Origin of the sequence: Brevundimonas sp. (genome assembly GCF_035999125.1) — a bacterium.
Taxonomy (GTDB): Bacteria; Pseudomonadota; Alphaproteobacteria; order Caulobacterales; family Caulobacteraceae; genus Brevundimonas.
The window spans coordinates 1-14,264 of record NZ_DASYGX010000011.1 but is presented as its reverse complement, the minus strand read 5'-3'; the positions used below and the strand labels follow the sequence as shown (position 1 = coordinate 14,264).

Here is a 14,264-nt window from a genome sequence, read left to right as displayed (position 1 = left end):
GCCGTCCACAGGAACTAGATGTGGGGTATCGCGAACCCTCTCCCGGCGGGAGAGGGCTTGAGGCTCGCAGAGCGAAGCGATGCGCCAGCCGAAAGGGAGAGGGGCACCTTTCGCCAGCCGACCCTCACCCTTTCGCGCCAGGACGACGGCTGCGCCGCCGTGCGCTCAAGCCCTCTCCCGTTGGGAGAGGGTCAGCGCGTCAGTGGACCGTCGGGGTCTCCACCGTCGTCCCGTCCGACACCGGCGTGACGGGCACGGACACAGAAGGGCCGGAGTTGGGGAAGGCGGTCTCGTCGCGGTTCGGGGCGACGCCCTTCTCCAGCAGGTCGCGGATCTCCTCGCCCGACAGGGTCTCGTATTCCAGCAGGGCCTGGGCCAGTTTTTCGTGATCCAGCTTCTTGCGCTTCAGGATCTTGCGCGCCTCTTCCCAGCCGCTGGTGACCAGCCGCTTGACCTCTCCGTCGATGATCCGGGCCGTCTCTTCCGAGACGTTCTGGCTGCGCGCGACGGAGTGGCCCAGGAAGACCTCCTCCTGGTTCTCGCCATAGGCCACGGTGCCCAGCACGTCGGAGAAGCCCCAGCGCGTGACCATGGCGCGGGCCAGCTTGGTCGCCTGCTCGATGTCGGAACTGGCGCCGGAGGTGATGTTGGCCTTGCCGAAGATCAGCTCCTCGGCCACGCGGCCACCGGCCATGATGGCGATGCGGTCGACCATCTGCTGGTACTTCATCGAATAGCGGTCGCCTTCCGGCAGCTGCATGACCATGCCCAGGGCGCGGCCGCGCGGCACGATGGTCGCCTTGTGCACGGGGTCGGCCATCTTGACGTTCATGGCGACGATGGCGTGGCCGGCCTCGTGATAGGCGGTCAGACGCTTCTCTTCCTCGTTCATGGCCATGGACTTCCGCTCGGAGCCCATCATGACCTTGTCCTTGGCGTCCTCGAAGTCGCGGTGGGTGACCATCTTGCGGTCCTTGCGCGCCGCCATCAGCGCCGCCTCGTTGACGAGGTTGGCCAGGTCGGCGCCCGAAAAGCCCGGCGTGCCGCGCGCGATGGTCTTCACGTTCACGTCGGCGGCCAGGGGCACGTCCTTCATGTGCACGCGCAGAATCTTCTCGCGCCCGCCCACGTCCGGGTTCGGCACCACCACCTGACGGTCGAAGCGGCCGGGACGCAGCAGGGCCGGGTCCAGAACGTCCGGACGGTTGGTCGCGGCGATCAGGATGATGTTCTCCGACGCCTCGAACCCGTCCATCTCGACCAGCAGCTGGTTCAGCGTCTGCTCGCGCTCGTCGTTGCCGCCGCCCAGGCCCGCGCCCCGGTGACGACCGACCGCGTCGATCTCGTCGATGAAGATGATGCAGGGCGCGTTCTTCTTGGCCTGTTCGAACATGTCGCGCACGCGGCTGGCGCCGACGCCCACGAACATCTCCACGAAGTCCGAGCCCGAGATGGAGAAGAAGGGCACGCCCGCCTCACCCGCGACGGCGCGGGCCAAGAGCGTCTTGCCGGTGCCGGGAGGGCCGACCAGCAGGGCGCCCTTGGGGATCTTGCCGCCCAGGCGCTGGAACTTGCCGGGGTCCTTCAGGAAGTCGACGACCTCCTGCAGCTCTTCCTTGGCCTCGTCCACGCCGGCGACGTCCTCGAAGGTCTTGCGCCCCTTGTGCTCGGTCAGCAGCTTGGCCTTGGACTTGCCGAAGCCCATGGCCCCGCGCGCCCCGCCCTGCATCTGGCGCGTGATCAGGAAGAACAGGCCGACCAGCACGAAGATGGGCAGCAGGCCCAGCAAGATGCTCATCCACAGCGGCTGGCGCATGGACTTCACGGCCACTTCGGCGCCGGACGCCTCGATCTCGTTGACCAGTTCGACGTTGGGCAGGGGCGTGGTGGCCGTGAACCGCGTGTCGTCCTTCAACACCCCGGTCATGGCCTCGCCGCGCACCTCGACGGACTTGATGCGGCTGTCGGCGGCGGCGGCCAGCAGCTGGGAGTAGGTCATTTCCTGGGGCCGGGCCGCGGCGGCCTTGGCGCCGGGCATGGTGGGGCCGCCGCCCTGGCTCATCATGGCGTAGACGGCCAGAAGGCCCAGCCCGATCATGCCGGCGACGGCGAGGTTGCGCAGATTCATTCGGTCCTCTCGGTCAGGCGGTCGCCGGTGGCGATCGCCGCGTCGGTCTCAAGATAGGCGGGCGGACGGCCGGGCGCCATCCGGTCACGGAACAGGTCGGCCTCATGCGACGTCGCGTCCAGCGCCGCCGCCAGGCGCGCCTCGACCAGCGACCGCACCCTGGCCGCGCTCCCTGCAAGAACCGGGCGCAGATCGCCGTCCTGGATCAGGACCGGCTCGGCCCCCCGCGCGGCGGGCGGCAGGGCGTTCAGCGCGGCCCGGTCGGCGGGCGAAAGGCGATTGAGCAGGCCGCGGGCCGGCACGACGGTCAGGCCGGGCGCGTCGGCGGCGATCTCGAACCGGCCGTCCCAGACGCAGGGCTGGCCGGGTTCGAGGCGCAGCGGCGCCAGGCCCTGCCGCCGCTGCTCGCCGGGTTCGCGGTGGATCAGAACCTCATCTCCCCGCGCCGTCAGGCGCGCGCCGCAGAGGACGACGTCGAAGTCGTCGCCGGATCGCAGACGCGCCGTCAAACGCGCCAGCGCGTCGCCGCGCGGACTCCGGACCCCGCCCCCGACACAGGTCAGCGCTGCGGCGAGCGAAGCCGGGGCGATCGAGCGATCCGCACGCATGGTTCCCTCTCCCGGCGGGAGAGGGCTTGAGCGTCCAAGAGCGAAGCGATTGGTAACGCGAAAGGGTGAGGGGCTACGTTCGACAGGGAGCCCCTCACCCTTTCGGCTGGCGCATCGCTGACGCTCTGCGAGCCTCAAGCCCTCTCCCGCCGGGAGAGGGAACTGGGCGCGAACTCTCGCTCGCGCGAACCGCAGGTCCGCGTTCGCAGGGTCTTCGATCCAGTCCAGCCGTCGCGCGCGCAGCAGATCGCGCAGCGCCTCGCGGCGTTCGCCCAGCAGCGGGCGCACCAGCATAAGGCCGCGACCCTCGGGCCAGGCCGGGCTGGGAGACCATTCACGAAGGCGGCCGATGGGCGTGCCCTCGGCGCGGATCAGGTCGCTTTCGGCCACGTCGTCGGCCGTGTGTCCCATCAGGATCACCCGCGCCCCGGCCGCGCGCGCGGCGTCGGCCAGCAGGGCGTGGCGCGCGGCGCGGGCGGCGGCGGGCAGTCCCGTCGCCGGCTTGTCGCCGGTCCAGCTCAGCTCGCGCCAGTCCGTGCCCAGAGCTCGCGCCTGCGCGGCGCACCGGCCGGACCAGTCCCGGCTGTCGGGGTTCAGGCCGTGGTCGACCGTCAGGGCCAGCACCCGCCGACCGTTCACGCGCGCCCAGTCCGCGACCAGCGCCAGAAGGGCGACGGAATCCCCGCCGCCCGACAGCGCCACCGCCAACGGCGCCGCTTCATCCCGGCACAGGCGCGCGTCAAGACGCGCCCGGACCCGCGCCGTCAGGGCCTCGGGATCGGTCAGCGGCACCCGGCCGAGGTGCGCACGGCCGTGGCGCGCGTCGTCAGCGATTGCGGCGCGCCCGTGCCGTAGCGCGTGCGGAACTCGCGCAGGGCGATGCAGGCGTCGGTGCTCTGATCCTCGGCCTCCAAAGCTTCGGCCAGCTTGATCGTGGCCTCCGGCGCCCAGCCGGCGGTCGGCCAGCCGCGCAGCGCGGCGGCGTAATAGGGCACGGCTCCGGCGGTGTCCTGATCCTCGACCCGCAGGTCGCCCAGCCGCACGTTGGCCAGGCGCGCCTCTTCGGCGTCCGGCCAGGTCACGATCACGACCTCCAGCGCCCGCTCGCCGCGCGCCGGATTGGTGGACAGCAGGCGGTTGGCGGCGGCCAGGTCGCCGGCCGCGGCGCCCGTCGGGCTGTTGGCGACGATCGGGGCGTTCAGCTCCGCCTCCTCCCGCGCGCGCTGCTCCAGGGATCCCACCCGCGCCTCGGCCTCGCCCAGGCGGGTGCGCAGGCGGCCGTTCTCGGTCTTCATCTGCTCCAGATCGAGGGTCAGGCTCTCGATGTCGCCGTTCATGCGCTGGATCGTCGCCTCGACGTCGGCCAGTCGCCGATCGACCCCGCCGACGCGGCCCTGCAAGGCCACGACCTCGGGGTCGGGCTCCATCAGGAAGGGTTGACCGTCGGCGTTCCGCTGAAAGATGGCGCGCTCCAGCTTGCGGACGTTGCGGTCCAACTGGTCCAGCCGCCGCTTGTCCCAGATGATCGGCTCGGTCGGGGCGACCTGGGCGATCACCGTGCCGGCGATCAGCGAGACGCCCAGCGCGGTCATCAGGGCGTTGCGCGAGAGTTTGGGCAGCTTGAGCATGAGAGGCAGCGTCCACGAAGTTTGCGGCTGAATCTCGTCAGCCGGTCAGGCCCAGCACGATGACGGCGATCAAGAACAAGGTCGAGGTCAGGATGCAGAACAAAAGCAGCAGGACCGTCCGCCACAGGGCCGAGAAGATCGAAAGTCCATACGTCCCCTTCAGTTGGGCGAACATGTGGACCGGCAGGCCGAAAGTGAACACCCCGGCGCCCAAGACGCCGAAACCCACCCAGATCGCACCCAAGGCGGCCGTCAGGATCATCAGGATCGACACCGCCGTCAGCGAATAGATGACGAAGACGCCGTGGTCATAAAGCGTGAATCCCCGCTTCCAAAGGAACAGCAGCGCCACGAACGGGATCGACAGCGGGATCAGCAGGAAGCTGAATTTATAGAGGGTCTGCTGAACCTTGTAGATCGCGAGGTCGGGGTTCAGCAGCTTCTTCTCCACCTTTTCGTTCAGCCCCGCGTTCCCCAGACTCACGTTCAGATTTCCCGCCTCGACCGCGTCGCGCACCTCCGCCTGCCAACTGCCGGGTTCCAGACCGTCGGTGCGTTTTCCGCCGCCTGCCTGCGCTTCTTCCAGGGAGGCCAGGCGACGTTCGGACGTCTCGACGGCCCGCTGCAGGCCGACGATCACGCCGGCGGCGCCGGGTGCGTCCGGCTCCGCCCGGGCCTCCGCCAATTCCCGTCGCGTTTCCGCCAGCGCCGTCCGGGTCTCGGTGATTTCCTCTTCGAGATTCACCGTCACGTTCGGCTCAAGCGAGCCGGTGAAGCTGAACACGAAGAACATCAGAAAGACGCTGAACAGGAAGATGGCCAGCGGCGACACGTAGCGGGTGCGGCGGCCCTGGATCCATTCGCGTGTCAGCCGCCCCGGATTGATCGCCAGCAACGGCAGGGTCCGCCAGATGCGGCCGTCGAAATGCACCACGCCGTGCAGCACCTCCTCCACCAGGTGCAGCAGGCTGCGGTGCACATGGGTCGGCTGACCGCAGTTGGCGCAGAAGTTTCCGGAGACGGGCAGGCCGCAGTCGGTGCAGTTTCCGTGTTCGTCGCCCGCGTGGCCGGTCGGCTTCTCGATCGCCGAGGCGACCAGCCCCGCGCTCGCCGCCCCGCCCGCCGCGTCGATGTCCACCATGCCCGCCCCCAAGCGTCCAATGCGCCCGAGATGTCGCCCGACCCGCGCCGCCGGTCAAAGAAAAAGGGCGGCCGCCGAAGCGACCGCCCTCTTGCACTTGCGTGCTCGGGATCAGCGGGCCGGCGCGCCCGAGACGATGGCCGTGCGGCCGTTGCGGTTGCGGGCCCAGGCTTCCTCGTTCGAGCCCTCGGCGATCGGACGTTCCTTGCCGAAGCTGATGACGTCGATCCGGTTCGCCGGAATGCCGCGCTCAATCAGATAGGACCGCACCGATTCCGCCCGGCGCGAGCCGAGCGCGATGTTGTATTCGCGGGTGCCGCGTTCGTCGGCGTTGCCCTCGATGCGGACCATGACGTTCGGATAGCGGCGCAGCCAGGCGGCCTGGGCGTCCAGGCGCGGATAGGCGTCGCGGCGGATCTCATAGCTGTCCAGGTCGAAATAGACCCGGTCGCCGACGTTGACCGAGAAGTCCTCGACCGAGCCGGCCGCGGCGGGAATGTTCCCCCCGCCGACGGTCCCCGTGCCGGCGCCCGGACCGCGCGTGTCCGGCGTGGTCGAAACCGTGCCGCCGCCGGGGACGCCGGGTTCCGGCTGGGCCGGACGCGTGCACGCCGCCAGGGTCAGGACCGAGGCGCCGACCAGCGCCAGGCGGATGAGAGAGGTCGTCTGCATCGGGTGGGTCTCCTGGATTTCGTCCGGTGAAGCTTCACCGTTGGTGATCGGCTAACGCCTGAAACCGCGCCTCGCCAGCGGTGATGACGCGATTGTGAGGTTCGGTCAGGTGGGGCAGCTGTCGGCCCCCTGGTTGAAGCCCAGATCGGCGGGCGGCTGGTCCAGCAGCGGCGACCAGGCGGGGTCGGAGCCGCGGCCTTCGTACCCCGCCTGCGCCACGACGCGGCCGGACAGGTCCACGGTCCACAGCCGGGTGTCGCCGCCCCGCGTCTGGCGCGCGAACATGACGTAGCGGCCGTTCGGGGCCCATGACGGTCCCTCCTCGAAATAGCTCGAAGACAGGATGCGCTCGCCCGATCCGTCCGTGCCCATCACCCCGATGTGGAATTGTCCGCCCTGCTGCTTGGTGAAGGCGATCAGGTCGCCGCGCGGGCTCCACGACGGCGCGGTGTACAGGCCGCCGCCCCGGCTGACCGGCCGCTGGCCCGTGCCGTCCGCGCGCATGGCGTAGATGCGCGCTGAGCCGGAACGGTCCGAGGTGAAGGCGATCATGGAGTTGTCGGGCGAGAAGCTGGGCGAGGTGTCGATGCCCGGATCGGTCGTCAGGCGGCGCAGCTCGCGGGTGTTCAGGTCGATCGTGTAGACGTCGGTGTTGCCGCCCCGGATGATCGAAAACGCCAGCTTCGACCCGTCGTTCGAATAGCGCGGCGCCAGCACCTGTCCGTCGAACTGACCCAGGCTTTCGCGCCGCCCGGTCGACAGATCGTACAGGTAGATGCGGCTGTAGTCCTTGCCCAGCGCGACGTAGGTCACCTCGTCCGGGTTCGAGGTGGAGAAGCGCGGCGACATGATGATCTCGTCGCCCTGGGTCAGGAACACCGGATTGAACCCGTCCTGGTCCACGATGGCCAGCCGGCTCAGCTTGTTGAGCTGCGTGCCGCTTTCGGCGACGTAGATCACGCGCGTGTCGAAGAAGCCGCTCTCACCCGTCATGCGCTGATAGACGACGTCGGAGATCTTGTGCGCGATGCGCCGCCACTGCTCGGCCGTGGCGGTGAACTGGTAGCTGACCAGCTGGCACTCGCGGTAGGTGTCGTACAGGCGGAAGCCCACGTCCACTCGGCCGTCCGCGCGTTGGGTGACGCCGCCGTACAGCACCGCCTGCGCCCCGATGCTGGTCCATGCCGGAAAGGTCGGGCGCGCCCCCAGTCCGGGCCGCTCGGTGAAGCCCGCCGGGTTCAGCGGATCGAAGAAGCCCGAGCGGCGCAGATTGCCGCGGACGACGTTCGAAATGTCGTCGCCGTACTGGCCTGTGAAGCCCACGATCGCGATCGGGAAGGGCCGCAGCTCCGCCTGATCGATCACCACGATCTGCGGTTCGCCCGTCGTCGGGTCCTGCGCCAACGCCGCGCCGGGCAGGGCGACGCAGGCGGCGGCGAACGCGGTCAGGACGGTCTTCAATCGCATTGCAGGCTCCGGCTCATGATCTCCGCCGCATACTGAACGCACGACGTGACGAAAAACCACTCTCGGCCCCAATGCGGCGACTTTCGGGCGAGCTTGGCGGTTAACGACGACGCGTCAGGTGGCGTCAGGCGGGAATGACGAACAGGGCGGCCTTTCCGTTCGGCACGGCGTCGGTGCGCATCTTCCGGTCGAAGGTCGCCAGCCGGGCCCCGCGCGAGGCGGCGAGGGCCAGGAGGTAGGCGTCAGTGACGTGGCCGCCCTTGCCGAGGCGCGCGGCGTCGATGAAGCCGGCATCAAGAAGACTGACGTCCGCCGGCCAGAACACGTGGCCGGGAGAGGCGCACATGTCCGCCAACGCAGACGTCGCCTCCGCGATGGGAACTGGATTCGGACGATAACTTGCTCCTGAGACGATCCTCACCCAGCCCGCCTGCGTGAAGGGGCAGGTGGCCCAGCCGTCAGCTTGAACCTCGGGGAACCACCGCCACGCCGAGATGTGACCGACGTGATGTCGATCGAGCAGCGCAATAAGGACGTTGACGTCCAGCAGATGGATCAAGGAAATTCGTCCAGCAGCTGCCTGACGAATTCGTGCGTGACCGGCTTGTCACCCGGTTTGCCTCTCAGCGGCAACAGCCGGATGCCGTTGCGATAGACGGGACCTTCCTCGATGGTCGCCGACCTGAACCGCGCGGCGCGGAACGTCTCGGAAATCACTTTCCCCACGCTCTTTCCCTCGTGTTCGGCCTGGGCCTTGGCGGCTTCCAGCACGTCGTCGTCGATGGTCAGGGTCGTGCGCATGACTGCATGATAGCATGATGCGGCGCATCATGCATCACGCATCAACAGGCCGAGGCGCTGTCGAAGGCGAAGGTGAATGTCTGCTGTTCATACCCGGCCGGCATGTCGAAGGGCGCCGCCGCACGGATGCCGCGCAAGACCGAGTCCGACATGGCGCGATAGGCGGCGTCGTTGCGCGGGTTGACCAGTCGCGGCGTTCCGACCAGCCGGCCGCTCGTGTCGAGCGTGACGCTGACCTGAACCACGATGGACCCCGCCTGCATCACGCCGGGGGTGCAGTTGACGCTGACTTGCCGCCCCAGCGCGCTGATGTCCGCCCGCCCCAGCGCCCGCGGCGCCTGGCCGCGGCCCGCGTCTCCGGTGTTGGGACGGCGGTTGGTGCGGCCCTCGTTGGGGCGTTTCGCCAGGCGGTCGAAGTCCAGCGACGGCTCTTCGCGCTTCGGCGCCGGCGCCGGCGGGCGCGGCTGCGGGGTCGGAGGGCGGGTGACCGGCGGGCGGGGCGTGGGAGTGGGTGCCTTGCGCGGGGCGGGCGTCGGCGGGGGCGGGGTCGGCTCCGGCGTCGGCGGCGCCTCGGTCTCCGGCGGGGGGACCGTGGCCCCGTCCTCGGCGATCAGTTCTTCGGACGGATTGTCGGCCGCGGCCGCCTCGACCTGGACGTCGGAGATGACCGAGACGCGGATCCCCTCCGTCGGCGCGGGCGGCAAAGGCTTGTCCGGCCACGACACGAACAGCAGGGCGCCCAGTCCCGCGTGCAGGACGATCGAGCCGATGGTGCCGGGCCCGGGCGCCTTCATGCCGTCAGCCCTCCGTCGCCGTGACGGGAGTCGCCGCCGGCGCGGCGCGCGGGGCGGTGTCGGTGATCAGGTTCAGCTTGGCGTAGCCGTTCGCCGACAGCCGGGCCATGACCTTGGCCACCTCGGAATAGGGCGCGGCGCCGTCCGCGCGCACCGACACCGCCGCGTCCGGCGACCCTCCGGCCTGACGCACGCCCTCGATCAGGCCGTCGTAGCCGACCCGGGCCTCGCCCACGAAGACCTCGCCCGACCGGTCGATGGACACGACCACCGGCTCCTGCTCCGCCTCGACCGCGCCGGCCTCGGTGTCCGGCAGGTCGACCGGCACGGCCACCGTCAGCAGCGGCGCCGAGATCATGAAGATGATCAGCAGCACCAGCATGACGTCCACCAGCGGCGTGACGTTGATCTCGCTCAGCGGCTTCTTGCGGGGACGCCTGCGTCCTCTCTGATGCCCGCCGCCTCCGACGCTCAGGGCCATGGCTCAGAGCCCCCGGCGGTCGCTGTAGTCGGGCGCGGGCGCCGGCGGGGCCGAAGGGGCGCCCACCCGGCGCGCCACGGCGGCCTGCAGATCGTCGGCGAAGGCCTCCATCCGGCCGGTGAACTTGCCCGCGTCGATCGAGAACTTGTTGTAGGCGATGTAGGCCGGGATGGCCGCCGCCAGACCGATGGCGGTGGCGAACAGGGCCTCGGCGATCGCCGGGGCCACGGTGGTCAGGTTGGTGTTCCCGGCCGAGGCGATGGCCGAAAAGGCGTTCATGATGCCCCACACCGTGCCGAACAGGCCGATGAACGGCGACGCGGTGGCCACCACCGACAGCACGCCCAGACCGTTCTCGATCCGCTGGCCCTCGCGCGCGATCAGGCTGTCCAGCGCCCGGTCGATGCGCGCCATCAGCATCTGGCCCTGCACCTCGCCCAGCTGCCCCTTGGCCCGGGCGTCGCGCCAGTCGGTCACCGCCAGCACCAGCATGCGCGGCAGGGGGTCGGTGGGGTTCGGCCCCGCCTGCGCCGCCACGTCCTCCAATGGTCGGCCGGAATGGATCACGTCCTCGAACTGATCCGCCCGCCGGTTCATGCCGGAAAAGCGGAAGGCCTTGTCCAGGATCACCGCCCACGACCACAGCGACGCCAGCGCCAGGCCGACCATCACGGCCTTCACCACCCAGTCGGCGGCCATGAACAGCTCGACGGGGTTCAACAGGCTGGCTTCGGCGGGCACGGTCATGCGGGCGTTCCGGTCAAGGTTGCGCCGCCCATCGTGGAGGACGGCAAGGCGATTTCATGGCGGGTCTAGCGAGGTCGGGACGCTTCGTCACTTATGGTCAGCTTATGCGGGCGCCAGCCACGGCCGGACCTTCTCCATCAGGAGAGTGGTCGGCCGCCGCGGCCGCCCGTCGGGATGGATGCACACCGCCGTCACCCGCGCCTCGCACAGCGTCTCGTCGCCGCGCGTGATCCTCTGGTCGATGATAAGGCGCGGCCCCCGGATCCGCTCGTAGAGCGTCCGCACGATCAGGGCGTCGTCGATGCGGGCGGGCTTGAGCCAGCGCAGGCTCATCTCGGCCACCACGAAGGCCAGCGGCGACGGCCCGTCCATCAGCTCCGCGTGTCCCACCCCCGCGGCGCGCAGGAAGTCCGACCGCCCGCGCTCGAAGAAGCGGACGTAGCTGCCGTGATAGACCAGGCCCGTGAAGTCGGTGTCCTCGTAGTAGACGCGCACGGGCAGCCGGTGCTCGCGGCCGTCGAACGATCCGGCGGTGGGCGTCTCCGTCACGGCGCGCCTCGCGCGGGCGGAGCGACGGGCAGGCCGGGACAGTCGACGTCGACCATGGCCCGGAACTCGCCCACCAGCGGATCGTCGGCGAACAGGATGCGGTTGGGGCGAGACACGAAGGCCACGGTCTCCGCTTCGCCACGACGCCCCGCATAGCCGCAGACGACCGGCCCCCGGCCCCGCTCGATCAGCCGCACCTGTCCCGTCGGGCCGAACCGCTCGCGTACCTGCTGCAGCGCCCGACGCTGAGGCGGCGTCTCCCACGGGGCCACGCCCTCCGTCGCGATCAGGCGCCAGCCCACCACGGCTCCGAGCAGCAGCACGGCCGCGCCCAGAACGGCGATCAGGCGGTCGGTGCGGATCCGGCGGGCGGCCATGCGCCCACAATGCCCAGCTTCGCCCCGGCCCGGAACCCCTCGCCGGAAAGTGATCGCGGGCGCCTTCGTGGCGCCGTCCGCTGGGCGCATGGTGCGCGGATGATCCGTCCGCTTCTGCTCGCCGTCGGTCTCAGCCTCGCCGCCGGCGCGGCCCAGGCCCAGGTCGCGCCCTGGCCGGGCGCGTCGGAGTTCGACCGCCACCGCCACGACGCCGACCGCAACCTGCAGGCCATGGCCGACCAGCGACGTCAGGCCGACCTGCGCCAGGCCGAGGCGGCGCGCAGCCATGCCGACGCGCGCGGCGCGGCGGCGCGGATCGAAGCCGGCCGCGCCCCGGCTCTGCCCTATCCCGGCGCCCGCCAGCCCGCGCCGGTCGCTCCGGTGCGGCCCAACGGCGGCTTCCCCGCCTCGACGCCCGGCGGCGACGTCGGCCAGATCGACGCCTGGCTGGGCCCGCCGCGCTGAGCCGTCACGCGGCTGCATCCCTTTTGACTTAACCCCGTTCTGACCTAGCGTGGCCGTGGCGGCCACGGGCCCAGGTCGGCCGAGGCGGCGCTCCAGGCGACGTCGCGGGCGTGAGTTCAGGCCCGGCAAAGCATTCTGGAGGGGATCACATGCGTTGGCAGGGCGGACGTCGCGGCGGCGGCATCGAGGATCGGCGCGGCATGGGCGCGGGCGGCGTGGTCGGCGGGGGCCTGGGGGTCGGCGTGATCGCCCTTCTGGGCTATCTGTTCTTCGGCATCGACCCCGCCACGACCACCCAGGTCGCCAGCCAGTTCGGCGCCGCGACCCAACAGGAGGGCGAGAAGGGCACGCCCGAGGATCAGGCCGGCCTGTTCGTCGACGTGGTCGGCGCCAACATCAACGACGTCTGGTCCCGCGCCCTGGTCGGCTATCAGCCGCCGCGCGTGGTGCTGTACGAAGGCGGCACGGGCACCCAGTGCGGCTTCGGCCAGGCGGCGATGGGTCCCTTCTACTGCCCCACCGACCGGACCGTGTATCTGGACCTGAGCTTCTGGCGGCAGCTGGAACAGCTGGGCGGATCGGGCGCCGAGTTCGCCCGCGCCTACGTCATCGCCCACGAGTTCGGTCACCACGTCCAGACCCTGACCGGCGCCTCGCAGCAGGTGCAGCAGGCGCAACAGAACGCGCGCAGCCGGGGCGAGGCCAACCGCTGGTCCGTGGCGCTGGAGCTGCAGGCCGACTGCTATGCCGGCGTCTGGGCGGCCAACGCCTCGGCCGTTTCCAACGGCCAGGTGGCGATGACGCCGGGCGATCTGGAGGCCGGACTGCAGACCGCCTCGGCCATCGGCGACGACCGCCTGACCGGCGGCCGCGCCTCGCCCGAGAGCTTCACCCACGGCACGTCCCAGGAGAGGGCGGCCTGGCTGCGTCGCGGCTACGAGAGCGGCGACCCCGCCGCCTGCGACACCTTCGCGGCGCGCTAGGAGCGGCGTCGGCGCCGCGGCCCCACGGTGACGTCGGGCGCCTCGGTCGCCCACAGTCCGGCGCTCGCCAGATCGAAACGAACCGCCTGACCGGCGAACGCCGCCATGCCCAGCAGGGCCCCCGGAAAGCCGGGGGCCGAGACGTCGGCGAAGATGGCCACCGGCGCGTCGGCGAACGTCCGCCCGCCCACGCCGACCGTGCGGGCCCGCGCCACCAGGGCGCCGACCTGTCCGCCCAGCACCAGGCTGGACCCGCGCGTCAGCACCCGGCCGTCCAGCAGGCCCGCCGCCTCGGCCGACCGGCGCGACAGGGCCAGCAGCGACGAGGCCCCGGTGTCGACCAGCGCCTCCACCGGCCGCCCCTCCAGCGTGACGTCCAGCCGCATCGAGGCGCCCGACTTCCGGGCCGGCAGGGCCCGCGCCTGAGCCGGAAGCGGCAGGGCGCCCGGCGCCGACAGGCGGCTGCGCCGCGCCGACGTCTCGACGTCCAGAACCATCGTCTCCAGGACGTCGTGGCCCAGGATCAGCTCCGCCCCCAGCCCCCGCTCGCGGTCGGCGATGGGCCCCAGGTCCAAGATGGCGGCACGCAGCCCGGGCAGGCTCAGCCCCTCGGTCTCCACGTCCACCACGGCGCCGCGCCCCAGCTGGGGCCGCCCTCCGACGCCATAGGCGAGCACGGGCAGGGGAAAGTTCAGCCGCTCCCGCCCCTGCGCCGCCAGCCGCTCGTGCAGGCCGCGGTCGATCACCGAATACTGGGCGCCCGTGTCGATCAGGGCCACGGTCGGAACCCCACCCACGGTCACGTCGATCGTCGGCGTCACGGCCGGCGCGCGATAGCTCAGCCAGGGGGTGGTCCTGCCGTCGAACACCGGACGGGGCGCCGGCCACAGGACATGATCCTTCACCCACCAGCCGCCGCCCACTGCGCCGGCCAGCACCCCCAGCCGGATCAGAAGCCCGCGACGGTTCATCCCTCCGACATGGCCGCAGCCGGCCCCGACGTCCAGAGCCGTAGGGTCGCGGGCCGCCTGTCCTGTCCCGCCGAGAACGGAAGCCGTAGGGCGACGCCTGCCTTTTCCTTCCCCGCTTGCCGGGGAAGGTGGCCGACAGCGTCGGTCGGATGGGGTGGCTGTGTCATCAAGCCGAGCGTCGACCGGTGAGCGAGGCCCCGCGAGCCACCCCATCCGCCTCGCTTCGCGAGCCTCGCAGGCCGATCGCATGCGATCGGCCAGGCGCCCCGGCAAGCGGGGAAGGCGATGCGTCGGCTCTCTGCGCGCAGTTGTGACGACTTCTCCCGTCTTTCTTTGCCCTTTCAACGCCCTGCGTTTTTTCAGCGGCGACTTTCCGACGTCGGTTCGTGCGTGGGGCAGCATTTGGGGGTTCCGTCGCAGGGGAGGGCGCAAGGCCTTGCGAGCTTGTCGCG

The 14,264-nt window shown here is 70.8% G+C and carries 16 protein-coding genes; 2 read left to right on the top strand and 14 right to left on the bottom strand.

Going from position 1 to position 14,264, the window contains the following annotated elements; genetic code table 11:
* Nucleotides 1-199 precede the first annotated feature (199 nt).
* The 13 genes from ftsH to VGN45_RS09665 all read right to left on the bottom strand — a co-directional run bounded on the left by ftsH (nucleotide 200) and on the right by VGN45_RS09665 (nucleotide 11,393).
* The gene (gene ftsH, locus VGN45_RS09725) at nucleotides 200-2,128 is read right to left on the bottom strand and encodes an ATP-dependent zinc metalloprotease FtsH (protein ID WP_327461865.1); all 1,929 of its coding nucleotides are present in this window, start codon (nucleotides 2,126-2,128) and stop codon (nucleotides 200-202) included.
* Nucleotides 2,125-3,528, bottom strand: coding sequence for a tRNA lysidine(34) synthetase TilS (gene tilS / locus VGN45_RS09720; RefSeq protein WP_414643424.1), 1,404 nt, complete (start codon nucleotides 3,526-3,528; stop codon nucleotides 2,125-2,127). Before tilS ends, ftsH begins: the two co-directional genes overlap by 4 nt.
* Complete coding sequence (locus VGN45_RS09715; RefSeq protein ID WP_327461863.1) at nucleotides 3,519-4,364, bottom strand: tol-pal system protein; 846 nt, start codon at nucleotides 4,362-4,364, stop codon at nucleotides 3,519-3,521. Before VGN45_RS09715 ends, tilS begins: the two co-directional genes overlap by 10 nt.
* A gap of 37 nt (nucleotides 4,365-4,401) precedes the next feature.
* On the bottom strand, nucleotides 4,402-5,505 hold the full coding sequence (locus tag VGN45_RS09710; protein ID WP_327461862.1) for a DUF3667 domain-containing protein: 1,104 nt from the start codon (nucleotides 5,503-5,505) through the stop codon (nucleotides 4,402-4,404).
* A gap of 111 nt (nucleotides 5,506-5,616) precedes the next feature.
* Nucleotides 5,617-6,177 carry a peptidoglycan-associated lipoprotein Pal gene (pal, locus tag VGN45_RS09705; protein ID WP_327461861.1) on the bottom strand — a complete coding sequence of 187 codons (561 nt, stop codon included), beginning with the start codon at nucleotides 6,175-6,177 and terminating at the stop codon, nucleotides 5,617-5,619.
* Nucleotides 6,178-6,282: 105 nt separating this feature from the next.
* Nucleotides 6,283-7,644 (bottom strand): Tol-Pal system beta propeller repeat protein TolB, encoded by a 1,362-nt coding sequence (tolB, locus tag VGN45_RS09700; protein ID WP_327461860.1) that lies wholly within the window; start codon nucleotides 7,642-7,644, stop codon nucleotides 6,283-6,285.
* Between the two features lie 124 nt (nucleotides 7,645-7,768).
* Nucleotides 7,769-8,203: a TA system VapC family ribonuclease toxin gene (locus VGN45_RS09695; protein ID WP_327461858.1), complete on the bottom strand. Its 435-nt coding sequence runs from the start codon at nucleotides 8,201-8,203 to the stop codon at nucleotides 7,769-7,771.
* A complete protein-coding gene (locus VGN45_RS09690; RefSeq protein WP_327461856.1) occupies nucleotides 8,200-8,445 on the bottom strand; it encodes a CopG family transcriptional regulator in 246 nt (81 codons plus the stop codon). The genes VGN45_RS09695 and VGN45_RS09690 overlap by 4 nt, the downstream gene beginning before the upstream one ends.
* A 41-nt stretch (nucleotides 8,446-8,486) precedes the next feature.
* Nucleotides 8,487-9,239, bottom strand: coding sequence for a hypothetical protein (locus VGN45_RS09685; protein WP_327461854.1), 753 nt, complete (start codon nucleotides 9,237-9,239; stop codon nucleotides 8,487-8,489).
* 4 nt (nucleotides 9,240-9,243) lie between these two features.
* Nucleotides 9,244-9,720, bottom strand: a complete 477-nt coding sequence (locus tag VGN45_RS09680) for a biopolymer transporter ExbD (protein WP_327461852.1) — start codon at nucleotides 9,718-9,720, stop codon at nucleotides 9,244-9,246.
* A 3-nt stretch (nucleotides 9,721-9,723) separates the two neighbouring features.
* On the bottom strand, nucleotides 9,724-10,467 hold the full coding sequence (gene tolQ, locus VGN45_RS09675) for a protein TolQ (protein WP_327461849.1): 744 nt from the start codon (nucleotides 10,465-10,467) through the stop codon (nucleotides 9,724-9,726).
* Between the two features lie 102 nt (nucleotides 10,468-10,569).
* Nucleotides 10,570-11,016, bottom strand: a complete 447-nt coding sequence (locus tag VGN45_RS09670) for a YbgC/FadM family acyl-CoA thioesterase (RefSeq protein WP_327461847.1) — start codon at nucleotides 11,014-11,016, stop codon at nucleotides 10,570-10,572.
* On the bottom strand, nucleotides 11,013-11,393 hold the full coding sequence (locus VGN45_RS09665; protein ID WP_327461845.1) for a hypothetical protein: 381 nt from the start codon (nucleotides 11,391-11,393) through the stop codon (nucleotides 11,013-11,015). Before VGN45_RS09665 ends, VGN45_RS09670 begins: the two co-directional genes overlap by 4 nt.
* A gap of 99 nt (nucleotides 11,394-11,492) precedes the next feature.
* Between VGN45_RS09665 and VGN45_RS09660 the strand changes: the two genes are divergently transcribed.
* Both VGN45_RS09660 and ypfJ read left to right on the top strand, forming a co-directional pair.
* Entirely contained in the window at nucleotides 11,493-11,858 is a 366-nt protein-coding gene (locus VGN45_RS09660; protein ID WP_327461843.1) for a hypothetical protein, read from the top strand.
* A 149-nt stretch (nucleotides 11,859-12,007) separates the two neighbouring features.
* Entirely contained in the window at nucleotides 12,008-12,841 is an 834-nt protein-coding gene (gene ypfJ / locus VGN45_RS09655) for a KPN_02809 family neutral zinc metallopeptidase (protein WP_327461841.1), read from the top strand.
* Here ypfJ and VGN45_RS09650 read toward each other — a convergent pair.
* Complete coding sequence (locus VGN45_RS09650) at nucleotides 12,838-13,812, bottom strand: retropepsin-like aspartic protease (RefSeq protein ID WP_327461839.1); 975 nt, start codon at nucleotides 13,810-13,812, stop codon at nucleotides 12,838-12,840. The genes ypfJ and VGN45_RS09650 overlap by 4 nt on opposite strands.
* Nucleotides 13,813-14,264 lie beyond the last annotated feature (452 nt).

What these genes read in the sequence shown, in the direction of transcription:
- ftsH (WP_327461865.1), bottom strand. Translation starts at nt 2,128, where the DNA reads ATGAATCTGCGCAACCTCGCCGTCGCCGGCATGATCGGGCTGGGCCTT.
- VGN45_RS09715 (WP_327461863.1), bottom strand. Translation starts at nt 4,364, where the DNA reads ATGCTCAAGCTGCCCAAACTCTCGCGCAACGCCCTGATGACCGCGCTG.
- VGN45_RS09710 (WP_327461862.1), bottom strand. Translation starts at nt 5,505, where the DNA reads ATGGTGGACATCGACGCGGCGGGCGGGGCGGCGAGCGCGGGGCTGGTC.
- pal (WP_327461861.1), bottom strand. Translation starts at nt 6,177, where the DNA reads ATGCAGACGACCTCTCTCATCCGCCTGGCGCTGGTCGGCGCCTCGGTC.
- tolB (WP_327461860.1), bottom strand. Translation starts at nt 7,644, where the DNA reads ATGCGATTGAAGACCGTCCTGACCGCGTTCGCCGCCGCCTGCGTCGCC.
- VGN45_RS09690 (WP_327461856.1), bottom strand. Translation starts at nt 8,445, where the DNA reads ATGCGCACGACCCTGACCATCGACGACGACGTGCTGGAAGCCGCCAAG.
- VGN45_RS09685 (WP_327461854.1), bottom strand. Translation starts at nt 9,239, where the DNA reads ATGAAGGCGCCCGGGCCCGGCACCATCGGCTCGATCGTCCTGCACGCG.
- VGN45_RS09680 (WP_327461852.1), bottom strand. Translation starts at nt 9,720, where the DNA reads ATGGCCCTGAGCGTCGGAGGCGGCGGGCATCAGAGAGGACGCAGGCGT.
- tolQ (WP_327461849.1), bottom strand. Translation starts at nt 10,467, where the DNA reads ATGACCGTGCCCGCCGAAGCCAGCCTGTTGAACCCCGTCGAGCTGTTC.
- VGN45_RS09665 (WP_327461845.1), bottom strand. Translation starts at nt 11,393, where the DNA reads ATGGCCGCCCGCCGGATCCGCACCGACCGCCTGATCGCCGTTCTGGGC.
- VGN45_RS09660 (WP_327461843.1), top strand. Translation starts at nt 11,493, where the DNA reads ATGATCCGTCCGCTTCTGCTCGCCGTCGGTCTCAGCCTCGCCGCCGGC.
- ypfJ (WP_327461841.1), top strand. Translation starts at nt 12,008, where the DNA reads ATGCGTTGGCAGGGCGGACGTCGCGGCGGCGGCATCGAGGATCGGCGC.
- VGN45_RS09650 (WP_327461839.1), bottom strand. Translation starts at nt 13,812, where the DNA reads ATGAACCGTCGCGGGCTTCTGATCCGGCTGGGGGTGCTGGCCGGCGCA.